This is a genomic window from Microcystis sp. Msp_OC_L_20101000_S702, from assembly GCF_007095705.1.
In the GTDB taxonomy this organism is placed as follows: Bacteria; Cyanobacteriota; Cyanobacteriia; order Cyanobacteriales; family Microcystaceae; genus Microcystis; species Microcystis ichthyoblabe_A.
In genome coordinates this window covers 1-13,415 of the sequence record NZ_SFBO01000019.1, presented here as the reverse complement: position 1 = coordinate 13,415, position 13,415 = coordinate 1, and the positions used below count along the sequence as shown (strand labels likewise).

Genomic DNA, 13,415 nt, shown 5'->3' with positions numbered 1-13,415 from the left:
TCAATAGCCATTACACTAGCAGGAGATTTTAATGAAGACAAAACTACCGATTCTTGGCGTTTTAGGTGGTATGGGACCAGTGGTTACCGCCGAATTTCTGAAATCGATTTATGAATATAATCCTTTTATTGATAAGGAACAAGAAGCCCCTAATGTTATCGTTTTTTCCCTTCCCTCTGCACCTGATCGCACAGGTTCTATTGATAGTGGAAAAGAAAGAGAATTTATTGATTTTATTCAAGTCAATCTGGAACATCTCAATAAACTGGCTGATTGCATAGTCATTGGCTGTTGTACGGCTCATTATGCTCTGCCTCAGATTCCCGAAAATCTGAAGGATAAACTTATTTCCTTAATTAAAATAGCGGACCAAGAACTCCAAGAATATAATAAACCTACCCTTTTACTTGCTAGTACAGGGACTTACCAGAAAAAATTATTTCATGAAGGCTGCACCACCGCAGATCTGATTATTTCTCTCTCAGAAAGTGATCAAAAGTTGATTCATGAAATGATCTATAAAGTGCTAAAAAGAGGACAGGATCCGTTAAGTATTCTTAGGGATATAGAAGCATTATTAGAGAAATATAACAGTCGCTCCTATATTTCTGGGTGTACCGAATTTCATCTCTTAACAAAATCTCTCAAACTTAAAGGAATTGACTCCATTAAAGCGATCGATCCTTTAAGTACTATCGCTCAAAACTTTTCTCAGTTAATCATCAAACAAGCTCAGGTAGATCTAGTGACCGACTGCCATCAGCCTTCAAACCCAAAAAGCCCTTGACCATCGCACCTCTATCAGGTATAATTCAAACTTGAGTTGATCACTTCTGACTTTTAACTTGTGGGTAGCGATATACTGGTTCATCAGGTTTTCAAGATTATTCCTATTTTTGATAAAGAGGTGTAAAAAAAATGTCTAAGCATTCCATCAGTTTTGGAGGACAATTGGAAGATAATTGGCGGACTCTGTCAGAAGTATTAGAAACTGCCACTAAACATAATAATCATGGAATTACTTATATCAGAAATGACGCAACTGAATATTTTCAGAGTTATCAAGACTTATATCAAGATGCTTTGGTTATTTTAAATGGACTGGAACAAAAAGGAATAAAATTAGGGCATAAAGTCATTCTACAAATTGCCAAAAATCAAGACTTTATTCCCGCACTATGGGCTTGTTTTTTAGGGGGAATTATTCCAGTTCCTTTGACCGTTGCTCCTAGCTATGATCTGGAAAATTCTGCCGTCAAAAAACTAGAGAATGTTTGGAAAATTTTAGACAATCCCTTGATATTATCCGACAGTGAGCTAATTACTGAAATTGAAAAATTAGGAACTTACTCTCATTTAGAAGGGTGGCAAGTTATCTCAGTTAATGAACTCAGAAAAGCACCCTCTAAAATCGAACAATTGCCGATTCTTGACCCACAAGATGCAGCCTTATTACTCTTTACTTCGGGTAGTACCGGTATGCCCAAGGGAGTAATATTAACTCATCATAATATTCTGTCCATGACTGCTGGTACAGTGGCGATGAACCACTTTACCCAACAAGAAGTTACCCTTAATTGGATGCCCTTGGATCATGTAGGAGCTATCGTATTTTTAGGAATTATGGCGGTAGATTTGGCTTGTGATCAAATTCATGTTCCCATGGAATTAGTCCTACGCCAACCTCTGCAATGGTTAGAACTCATTCAAAAGCATCAAGTAAGCATTTCTTGGTCTCCTAACTTTGCATTTTCCTTAATTAATCAACAGGCCGAAGAACTTAAGCACGTCTCTTATAACCTCTCCTCAATGAAATTTTTAGTAAATGCTGGCGAGCAAGTTTCAGTAAAAACGATTCGCCTATTCTTAGAAATTCTTGAAAAACATCAACTACAGGAGAGAGCGATTAAACCGGCCTTTGGCATGACTGAATCCTGTTCTGGGATTACTTGGTCAGCCGGTTTAAGTAAAAATGAACTCACCGAAGAAAATAGTTTTGTCTCTCTAGGAAAGCCGATTCCGGGAGCAACTATCCGGATAGTCGATCAGGAAAATAATCCCTTACCTGAAAGAGAAATTGGCAGGCTTCAAATTCAAGGTAATTCTGTTACTAAAGGATATTATAATAATAATGAACTCAACCAGGAAGTTTTTCAAGAAGGGTGGTTTACTACTGGAGATTTGGGGTATTTATCTAAGGGCGAACTCTTTATTACTGGGAGAGAAAAACAAGAAATTATAATTAATGGTGTTAATTACTTTGCCCATGAACTTGAAACAACAATCGAAGAATTAGAAGGAGTTAAAGTCTCTTATACAGCCGCCTTTGCCGTCTTTGATCAAAGTCGAGAAACTGATTTATTAATTATTACTTTTAGCCCAGAATCTGAGCAATTTGAACAGGGAATAAAAGTTGTTAGAAAAATTCGCAGTCATGTAACACAAAAATTCGGGATTGCTCCAGCTTATGTCATTCCCTTAGAAAGAAATTTAGTTCCTAAAACCTCTATTGGCAAAGTTCAAAAATCTAAATTAAAAAAGGATTTTGAACAGGGATTATTTAGCAGCCGTATCCAAGAAATAGATCAATATTTAGCAAAAGAGCGTCAGAAAAATCAAACCTTACCTCAATCAGAAAATGAACGGCAAATAGCGGCGGTTTGGAGTGAAGTTTTACAGTTAACCTCAGTTGGTTTAGAAGATAACTTCTTTGAACTAGGGGGACATTCTATACACTTAATCCGAGTTCAAAATGAACTTGAAAAACTTTTTAACCGTCAGCTATCCCTTGCTGAAATGTTTAAAAATCCTACCGTTGCCACCCTAGCCCGTTTCTTAAGCGAAGAATCAAATACTAATCAAGTTATAGCACAAAAAAGCCGTCAACGTGCCGAAAATCGGAGCCGTCGCCATAATGAAACCCATGACATTGCAATTATTGGTATGGCGGGGCAATTCCCGGGGGCTAAAAATTTAACAACCTTCTGGGAAAATTTAAAAAATGGAATCGAAACTATCTCTTTCTTTTCTGAAGAAGAATTACAAGAATCGGGAGTGTCTTCGGAACTATTTAATCAGCCTAATTATGTTAGAGCTAGACCAATTCTCGAGCAAGTTGAATACTTTGACAGCGAATTTTTTGGCTATACAGATAGAGAGGCAGAATTACTAGATCCTCAGCAACGTTTACTGCTTGAATGTAGTTGGGAATGTTTAGAAAACGCTGGTTATAATCCTAATACTTATCAAGGATCAATTGGTATATTTGCGGGCGCAAGTATGAACACATATCTGATAAATAATTGTTATCCTAATCGGGGTAAATTAGATACTAATGACGAGTTACAACCCTTCACACTAGATTCAATGGGAGGGTTTCAAACAATGGTAGCTAATGACAAAGACTATTTAACAACGCGAATTTCTTATAAACTCAACTTACATGGTCCGAGCGTTAATGTTCAAACTGCTTGCTCTACTGGATTAGTTGTAGTTCATCTCGCTTGTCAGAGTCTAATCAGTGGAGAAAGTGATATGGCTTTAGCTGGAGCTGCTTCAATTAATTCTCCTCAAAAAATTGGTTATTTATATCAAGAAGGACTGATTATGTCTCCTGATGGCCATTGTCGCGCCTTTGATGCTGAAGCAAAAGGGACTATTTTTGGCAGTGGAGTAGGAGTAATTATGCTCAAAAGATTGTCAGATGCTTTAGCCGATCATGACCATATTTATGCAGTTATTAAAGGCTCTGCTATTAATAATGATGGTGGTCAAAAGTTAGGATTTACTGCCCCCGGTGGAGAAGGTCAAATTGCTGCCGCTACGGAAGCCCTAGCCTTTGCCGGTGTTGATGCTAATACAATTAGTTTTGTGGAAGCTCATGGCACAGGAACCCCCCTTGGAGATCCCATAGAAGTTGATGCTTTAGCTAAAGTTTATCAGGGTGCAAATGAGGGAGAATGTGTTTTAGGTTCAGTAAAAACCAATATCGGACATATGCAGATTGCTTCTGGTATTGCTGGTTTAATGAAAGCGACTTTGTCCCTCAAATATAAGATTATTCCACCTACATTACATTTCCAAAATCCTAACCCTCAAATTAATTTTTCCCAGACTCCTTTTTACATTAATAATGAGGCTATTTCTTGGACTACTAAGCAAGACAAGTCCGAAAAATTACCCCGACGGGCAGGGGTAAACTCCTTAGGTATTGGCGGGGTTAATGCCCATGTTATTCTAGAAGAAGCTCCTCCCATTATTCCTCAAGACAATCAGAGCCAACGTCCCTATCATTTGCTCACCCTTTCCGCTCGAACCGAACCAGCTTTAACAGAGTTAGTAAGTCGCTACATAGACTTTTTAGAAAGTCAACCTGAAAAGGATCTATCTGATGTAGTATTTACGGCCAATACGGGCCGAGTTCATTTCTCAAATCGTTTAGCCTTAACTGGCTATAAAAATAGTGATTTTATTGAACAATTACGGCAGTTTAAGCATCTCGATTATGAGTCAACTATTTATGGTATAGTTGATGAAAAAAGACCGTCTAAGATTGCCTTTTTATTTACAGGGCAAGGTTCTCAATATGCGGGGATGGCTCATCAACTCTATCAGACTCAACCCACCTTTAGAAAAACTTTAGACGCAGGGGAAAAATACTATCAAAAACTAACGGGTAAATCCCTACTAAACGTCGTATTTGCTGATACAGATGACGCCTTAAACCAAACCGATTATACCCAACCGGCACTATTTCTGATTGAAGTTGCTCTCGCTCAATTATGGCATTCTTGGGGAATTCAACCAGCCGCTATTTTAGGCCATAGTTTAGGAGAATATTCAGCTGCTTGTTTTGCTGGTGTTTTTGATCTTGAAAGTGGCTTAAAACTGGTCAGCCATCGAGGCAACTTGATGGGGCAATTACCCCAAAATCAAGGGGAAATGGCGGCTATTTTTCTCGATAAGAACTCAGTTATTGAGCATTGCCAAAGTCAGGGAATAAAAATCGCTATTGCTGCCATTAACGCGGAACAGCATACCGTTATTTCTGGAGAAAAAAACGTAATTCAAAAACTCTGTAACCATTTTACTAATGCTGGGGTTAAAGTTCGTAAACTTAAAGTTTCTCATGCTTTTCACTCCCCTTTAGTAGAACCAATGGTTGCAGAATTTAAAACGATTCTTCAAGAGATTTCTTTCAGTCAACCTCAAATTTCTCTGGTCTCTAACCTAACGGGAGAAATTGCTGATGACAGCATTATGACTCCTGAGTATTGGCTTCAACATTTACTAAATACGGTACAATTTCATCAAGGAGCTTTATTCCTACAATCTCTTGGATGTGATACCTTTATTGAAATTGGACCTCAACCTATTCTCTCAGGAATTATTCAATCATCTCTATCTTCATCTGAACCTCTAACTCTACCCAGTTTACGATCGGGATTTTCTGATTGGCAAGTTTTACTAGAAAGTCTGGGTAAACTCTATGTTCGCGGTGCAAAGATAGACTGGTTTAGTTTTGATCAAGACTATCATCCTAGACGATGTGCTTTACCTACTTATCCCTTTCAAAAACGTCAACACTGGATTCCTTTAAAAACCCCATCTGCAACTGTTCCACAGGAATCTAATCTGGTCAAAATGTTATCCGAAAAGGACAAAACTACTTTAATGCAAACCATCTTAGAAACAGGTCATTATTCTGAAGATGAAAAACCAACAATATCTGCCATTGTTCAACAGTTGATTAAACTGTATTATCAAGAAAAAGAGGACTTTGATTTTGCCAAATTACTTTATCAAGTAGCTTGGCTTCCCTGTGATTTAGCTAACGGTAAGCTAGAAAATCTGACCAGCCTTAAAACGGATTTAGAGGTTTACTTAGAACCCCAATTACAATCCTCAGAATTGATGGGAGTTTCTCTCGCTTTTTCTGAAATGGAAAAACTGGCGGCTGACTTTGTTGTTAAAGCTCTGAAAGATTTAGAACTCTTTCAAATGAATACCTTTCTTGATCCCGATCAAAGTTTTATTCAAGCTGGACTCAAACAAGAATATAAATATTTCTGGAATTATGTTATAGAAATATTAGCGAAAGTAGGCATTTTAGAAAAGCAAAATACCCGATGGAAAATTGTTAAAGAACCTGAACAATCTAATCCTGATTTAGCGGTAGAAGATTTAATCAATCATTATCCTAATGCTCAAATAGAACTCCATCTATTTCGACAAGTTGCCACAAATTTAGCGGCCATTATTACGGGAAAAATATCTCCTTTATCTATCCTATTTTCTCAAGATGGACAAGGAGGAGCCAGCGAATTTTATAAAAATACATCTTCGGCAAAAATTCTCAATCTGGGTATCTCTAAAACCGTTGAACTTCTACTCTCAAGTTATCCTCCCTCAGCCTCCCTCCGCATTCTCGAAATTGGTGCGGGAACTGGAGCTACAACCCAACAGGTTCTTAAAGCTTGTAACTCTCGTCAAATTACCTACACATTTACTGATGTTTCCCCCTTCTTTCTAGAGAAAGCTAGAGATAATTTGGCTGAATTTTCTGGACTAGAATACAAAGTTCTCGATATTGAAAAAGACCCGAAATTACAAGGGTTTTGCTGTCATTCTTATGACTTGATTATCGCAGCTAATGTCTTACACTCTACCGCCAATTTACAAGAGGAAACCTTGCCTCATATTCAAAGTTTACTACGTCCAGGCGGTCATTTATTACTGTTAGAATTAACTCAGCAATCTTCCTGGATTGATTTAATCTTTGGTGTCACTCAAGGGTGGTGGCGTTTTAGCGATTATCATTTGCGCCCAAATCATCCTATAATTACAGCATCTACTTGGGAATCTATGCTGCTTAAATCGGGTTTTTCTCAGGTGGAATTTGTTTCTCCTGATCAAAAAATAGGTACTGCTTTATTTCAGCAAAGTATTATTCTGGCTCAAAGTTTAGAAATCTCCCCTAACACCGCTAAAAACTGGCTAATTTTTACTGATATTGAACCCCAACAAAATACTTTTGCCTTAGGGATTCAAGAGCAACTACTTAAAAAGTGTGATTCCTGTCGGATAATTTATCAAGGGGAGAAAAATACACAAATATCATCTTCTGAGTCTTGTTTGAATGCTAATCAACTACAACAATTAGAGGAATGGTTTGCGTCAAATCCATCTCCAGATCGGATTATTTATCTTTTGAATAGTGATGGCAAAGATCAACCAGAATCCATTTTATTGAATCGCTGTAACTATCTTTTAAATCTTCTCAAAGCTATTCAAAAAATCCCTAATCCACCTCAATTATTTCTTGTTACTCAGGGAGCCCAACCCTTTGAATTAGAACAGCCTTCTTTGGGGTTTCAGTCTCCTCTTTGGGCAATGGGGCGTGTTATTGCCCTAGAAAATCCGCAATTATGGGGAGGTATGCTAGATATTGATCCCGACGTTGACATTAATCAAAATATTACCGCATTACTATTAGGATTAACTCATGCTCACGATGAGGATCATTTGGTCTTCCGCAAAGGTCAAGGCTATGTTGCTCGTCTGCTTCCTCTGAAGTCTTTAGAGACAAAAACTGTTAAGATTCAACCTGAGGCTACCTACCTAATTACGGGAGGAATAGGACATCTAGGCTTAGAATTGGCGGAACATTTAGTCAATTTAGGAGCAAAACATCTCATTTTAACGACACGCCGCTCATTACCAGTCCGCTTCCTGTGGGATTCAGCAGCCGAATTAGCTCAAATATCACAAAAAATTAGAAAATTAGAGGAAAAAGGAGCATCAATCGCAGTTATTTCGGCAGATGTTGGCAATTTTGAGGCTATGCAGGCCATATTTACCCAAATTGAAAAAACCGCTTATCCCCTGCGTGGCATTTTCCATCTTGCCGGAATCTCAGGCCGACAAGCTCAATTAAAAGACTGTACTTTGCAGGATATGGAAGCAGTTTTTCAGGCAAAAGTTAAGGGTTCTTGGAATTTACATCAACTATCTTTGGGTAGTCAATTAGACTATTTTGTGCTGTTTTCTTCGGCGGGTGCAATTTGGGGGGCAAAGGAACAAGGCTTATATGATACTGTTAGTCATTGGCTGGATGCTTTGGCTCATTTCCGTCATCTTCAAGGGCTGCCTGCAACGACTTTAAATTGGGCATTATTGGCGGGTCATGGTATAGTATCTCAAGACTATGAGGACTGGCTCAAACAGATTGGGATCAGGGAAATTGCTCCAGATATGGCCTTGAGAGTGATGGATGCTATTATGGCTTCTAATCAAACACAGGTTTTAATCGCCGATGTGGATTGGGTTCGTTTCAAAAATATCTATGAATTTAAAGGTGAGAAACCACTTCTAAAAAATTTAGGACTCTCAGAAGTTGCCATTAAGTCTGTTCAAGAATCAGACTCTGTACTGCATCTTTTAAAGGAGATGCCTTTCGGAGAACGTCGGGAATATTTGTTAGAATATGTTAGCAAACAAGTCAGAATTATTTTAGGGATTAAATCTATGCCAGATACAGAACAAGGATTGATAGAAATGGGAATTGATTCCCTATCCTCTATTGAATTGAAAAATCGTTTAGAGAAAAAATTAGAAGTTCTCTTACCCACTTCTTTAGTCTTTGATTTCCCTAATATTAGACGCTTAGTTGATTATCTGCTTGACCGCATTTTCGGTGAAAAAGTTCAAAAAACAGCCGAGAAAAAGATGATTAACTTCACTGAAGTTCAGCAGGAGATTAGTGAGGATTTAATCTTACAAGAACTTACTGATTTAGAGGCTTTTTTAGGAGATTAAATAATCCTAATCCTTGAAGTTAGAAAGCTTGAAATTAAAAAAAATTCAAGGCATTTCTTAAAAAAGTTAACCTATATTAAAACTATGCAAACTACATTTTTTCAACAAGAAACCGTAAAAAGCTCTCATCAATTTTTTGACAATCTGAAATTGATTGCCGGTCCTTACTGGTATCCAACTGATCCTAAAGAAGGAAGAAAATTTTCCGAGGTAATAAGTTCATGGGGAATGCTGTTTCTCCTCCTTTTAGTAATTGTTGGACTGGTTGCCTCTAATGCAGTTAATAGCTTCGTTAATCGCTATTTGGTTGATGTTATTATTCAAGATAAAAATGCCTCTAAGTTTCTGACAATTTTATTATTCTATGGCTTAGGATTACTTTTAATTACCCTGTTTACTGCATTTTCTAAATTTGTTAAAAAAAGAATTATTCTGGATTGGTATGAATGGCTAAATCAGCAGGTTATTACCCAATATTTGAGTGATCGCGCCTATTATAAAATTAATTTTAGATCCGATGTGGATAATCCAGATCAAAGGATAGCTCAAGAAATAGAACCCATTGCTAGAAATGCTGTTAATTTTGGTTCTGTTTTATTAGAAAAAGTCTTAGAAATGACGACTTTTTTAGTAATTCTTTTTTCGATTTCCCGACTAGCCGCCTTGATTTTAGTGGCTTATACAATTGTCGGCAACCTAATTGCTGTTTATTTAAGTCGAGAATTAGATAAGATTAGTCAAGAAGAATTGGAATCCAAAGCTAATTACACCTACACTTTAACTCATGTTCGGAATCATGCTGAATCTATTGCCTTTTTTCAAGGCGAAAATCAAGAGTTGAAAATCATTCAACGTCGATTTAATAATCTCGTCAGAAATTCTCTCAGTAAGATTGATTGGGAGAAAAATCAAGACATTTTTAGTCGAGGTTATCGCTCAGTTATTCAAATATTTCCCTTTGTTGTCTTCGCTCCAGCCTATATTCGGGGGGAAATTGATTTCGGACAAGTTAATCAGGCTATTATTGCTTGCAGTATGTTTGCTAATGGTTTTTCTGAGTTAATCCTTGAATTTGGTTCTTTGGGCAGATTTTCCAGTTATGTTGAGCGTCTATCTGAATTTTCGTCGGCCTTAGAAGAAATCGGCCAACAAACCAAGGATGCTAGTACCATTAAAACCCTTGAACAAAATCAGATCAAGTTTGAGGATGTTACTTTACAAACACCGGATTATGAAAAGGTAATTGTTCAACATTTATCCCTATCTATCGAACCAGGCGAAGGTTTATTAATTGTCGGACCGAGTGGACGAGGTAAAAGTTCTCTATTAAGAGCTATTGCTGGCTTATGGAATGCAGGAACTGGTTGTTTAAAACGACCTCCCTTAGAACAATTTCTCTTTTTACCTCAACGTCCTTATATTATTTTAGGAACTCTCAGAGAACAGTTACTTTATCCTAAAACAACCCGTGAAATGACCGATGGAGAACTTGAATCGGTTTTACAACAAGTTAATCTTCAAAATATAGCCACAAAAGTTCATGGCTTTGATGCGGAAGTTCCTTGGGAAAATATACTATCTTTAGGAGAACAACAACGCCTTGCTTTTGCCCGATTGTTAGTAACCCATCCCCGCTATGTAATCTTAGATGAAGCCACAAGTGCCTTAGATTTGAACAACGAACAAACCTTATATCAGCAGTTACAAAAAGCACAGACAACTTTTATTAGCGTAGGACATAGAGAAAGTTTATTTAAGTATCATCAATGGGTCTTAGAACTTTTAGAGGATTCTAGTTGGCGACTTCTTTCCATAGATGATTATCGAGCCTCAAAAGCTCTGTAACTGTTTCATTGCTAAACCTCAATTTAGGAAAAATTACGATGACTACTACTTCACCAAAAACTCTGACTATGGATATTCAAAAACCCAGGGTTCTTTTAATCGGAAAAATGTATGATGAAGCGGGGCAAAAACTTCTTGAAGAATCTACTAATATAGAAATTTTGTCCAACCCTACACTGGAGGAAATTAATGAGGCCATTCAAGAAGTATCTGGCGTATTTGTGCGTTATCCTAATAAGTTAGAGGCTTCATCAATCCGATTAGCAAAACACTTAAAAGTAATTAGTACCTCTGGATTTGGCACAGATTCTATTGATATTATGGCAGCAACAGAACAGGGGGTTATCGTTGTTAATAATCCCGGAATGTCAACTACAGCTGTAGCAGAACACACCTTATCTATGATTTTAGCCCTTGCTAAAAAGCTCCCTTTTTTAGATCATTGTGTGAAAAAGGGTAACTATTTAATTCGCAATCAGATGCAACCGATTCAACTCGAAAACAAGACCCTTGGTATTGTCGGTTTAGGAAGAATTGGTACTCTGGTGGCTCACAAATGTAACCTAGCACTGGGGATGAGAGTATTAGCTTATGATCCCTATGTTCCAGCCAGCAAAGCGGAGACAGTAGGAGCAACTTGGGTCAAAGATTTAGATGTTCTTCTGGCTGAATCGGACTTTGTTTCTTTGCATACTGAACTAACAAGTGAAACGCGGGAAATGTTTAATATATCAGTTTTTAAAAAGATGAAACCAACAGCTTTTTTAATTAATACCTCCCGGGGAAAAGTCGTTTGTGAAAAGGATTTAGGGATCGCCCTTAATCAAAAATTGATAGCTGGATGCGCCCTCGATGTCTTTGAACCAGAACCGCCGGCTTTAGATAATCCTTTATATAATTTTGAGAATGTCATTCTCTCACCTCATTTAGCCGGAGTAACCCCTGAAGCGAGTCTAGCGGCTGCTGTTTCGGCGGCGAATCAAATATTACAAGTGCTTCAGGGAGAGAAGCCTCCTTATATGATTAATCCAGAGGTGTGGAATCTTTTTTAAAGTATCTAGAGAATCTCAGGGATTCGGTTAATTAAAAATGGCAATATTTCTGCAAAATCCTTAGGAGGATAATAATTTGGAAAACATCGGCAAAATTCCCCTCAAAGATGAATGGCGTAATCGCTGGGCAACCATCAAACAATTTATCCTTAATCCGGTTCGAGAAATGGCGTTTTTGCAAGATCAGTTTCAAGTTTCTGAACTGTATACTAATATAGCGAAACGCGATCCTCATCTTCAGGATCCTAATTTTCCCCAATGGCTTAATTTTGGTTATTGGAAAGAAGAAACAACTTATAACGGAGCTTGTGCCGCTTTAGCGCGTAAATTAGCCGAAGTAGCCGAACTTAAAGCCGGAGATCACCTTTTAGATGTGGGTTTCGGTTTTGCTGAACAGGATTTACTCTGGGTAAGAGAAAACAATGTTAGCTCAATTATTGGTCTAAATACAACTGAGTTACAAGTAGAAATTGCTCAAGAAAGAGTAGCTAAAGCAGGGTTATCGGACAGGATAAAACTTCAAGTCGGCTCGGCTACTCAAATCCCCTTTCATGAGAATTCTTTTGATAAGTTGACCGCTTTAGAATGTGCTTTTCATTTTGACACTCGTGAGGATTTTTTTGCAGAAGCTTTTCGAGTTTTGCAGCCCGGTGGAAGGTTGGCTATAGCGGATTGTTTGCCTAGAGTGGGTCGAGAAATTAACTTCTGGCTGCGGGTTAATAGTAAGAAAATGTGTATTCCCTTTCCTAATCAATACGACCGACATACTTATGTAGAAAAACTCAAAAAGCATGGATTTGTTAATATCCAAGCTTTATCTATTAGTGAATATGTTTGGCCGGCAATGGTTCATTATTTTGCCCAGATTAGCCAAGGAATTAGTAAGCATGATTTAGTTATCGATCTCCAGAAAGATAACCCAGGACTCGAAGCTTGGTCAAGAAATCGGGGTTGGTTTATGGCGTTTGATGATTATCTTTTGTTTTCGGCAGAAAAGCCTAAATTAAACTGAGTTCGGTTTAAGCAGATTGATGTAAAACCCAGTCCATAGATAGGGGGGACTTCTTGTTAGCGATTGCCTATTAATCAAGGAGTTGAGAATCTAGAATTGGCCAAGGTTTTCTAACAGTCCCTTCTATAGCGTTATCCCGAACGCAGGTTAAGCTAGAAATCGCTAGTCACCTCCCAGATGTAGGGCTGATTCATTCTCTCTTATGTCATTCTCTCAACTCCTTATCTGGTAACGTTTTTAGTCGATTTCTCGGAAATACATAGCTGAAAATTTGTCAAAACGTCGTGCTTTGTAGGTTGATTCATGAATCAACCTACTATGAGAGCAAAAACCGGTACTCCCCTGCTCCCTAACTTACCTCGTAAGCGATTAAAGGTAGCAAAAAAAAGAATTAGATTCGGAGAATGAATTAGCCCTAGGATTAAGGGGGTATCGACACCCCCCTTATCAAGGGGGGATTAAGGGGGGATCGAACCCAAAATCTATCTTCAATTTAATTATAACCAGCTACTTACAATCAAAAATGGGATAGGTTAAAAACAGATCCCACGGTTCCAATTAAGTCAGAATTACTGACGAATTTGTACCGGCATCACCAAATAGGTCATCTTTAAACCTCCCAAGGGGGTAAAAATAACCGGTTGGGTACTAGCATTTAACTGCATTTGGATATCATTATTGGGTAAAGC

General features: G+C 37.9%; 5 protein-coding genes and 1 pseudogene. 5 read left to right on the top strand and 1 reads right to left on the bottom strand.

All coding sequences use genetic code 11. The features are described 5' to 3' along the window. The first annotated feature begins 31 nt into the window (after positions 1-31). The 5 genes from EWV60_RS02150 to EWV60_RS02130 all read left to right on the top strand — a co-directional run bounded on the left by EWV60_RS02150 (position 32) and on the right by EWV60_RS02130 (position 12,726). Positions 32-787 (top strand): aspartate/glutamate racemase family protein, encoded by a 756-nt coding sequence (locus EWV60_RS02150; RefSeq protein WP_002793220.1) that lies wholly within the window; start codon positions 32-34, stop codon positions 785-787. A gap of 131 nt (positions 788-918) precedes the next feature. Then, positions 919-8,817, top strand: a complete 7,899-nt coding sequence (locus EWV60_RS02145; protein ID WP_287230579.1) for a type I polyketide synthase — start codon at positions 919-921, stop codon at positions 8,815-8,817. 84 nt (positions 8,818-8,901) lie between these two features. Beyond that, entirely contained in the window at positions 8,902-10,662 is a 1,761-nt protein-coding gene (locus EWV60_RS02140; RefSeq protein ID WP_103111558.1) for an ABC transporter ATP-binding protein/permease, read from the top strand. A 38-nt stretch (positions 10,663-10,700) separates the two neighbouring features. Beyond that, positions 10,701-11,714: a hydroxyacid dehydrogenase gene (locus tag EWV60_RS02135; RefSeq protein ID WP_016517328.1), complete on the top strand. Its 1,014-nt coding sequence runs from the start codon at positions 10,701-10,703 to the stop codon at positions 11,712-11,714. A gap of 76 nt (positions 11,715-11,790) precedes the next feature. Next, positions 11,791-12,726 (top strand): class I SAM-dependent methyltransferase, encoded by a 936-nt coding sequence (locus tag EWV60_RS02130; protein WP_287230577.1) that lies wholly within the window; start codon positions 11,791-11,793, stop codon positions 12,724-12,726. Between the two features lie 569 nt (positions 12,727-13,295). On the opposite strand, the pseudogene EWV60_RS02125 reads toward EWV60_RS02130, so the two are convergent. Next, positions 13,296-13,415, bottom strand: a pseudogene (locus EWV60_RS02125) (DNA polymerase III subunit beta); the annotation flags it as partial.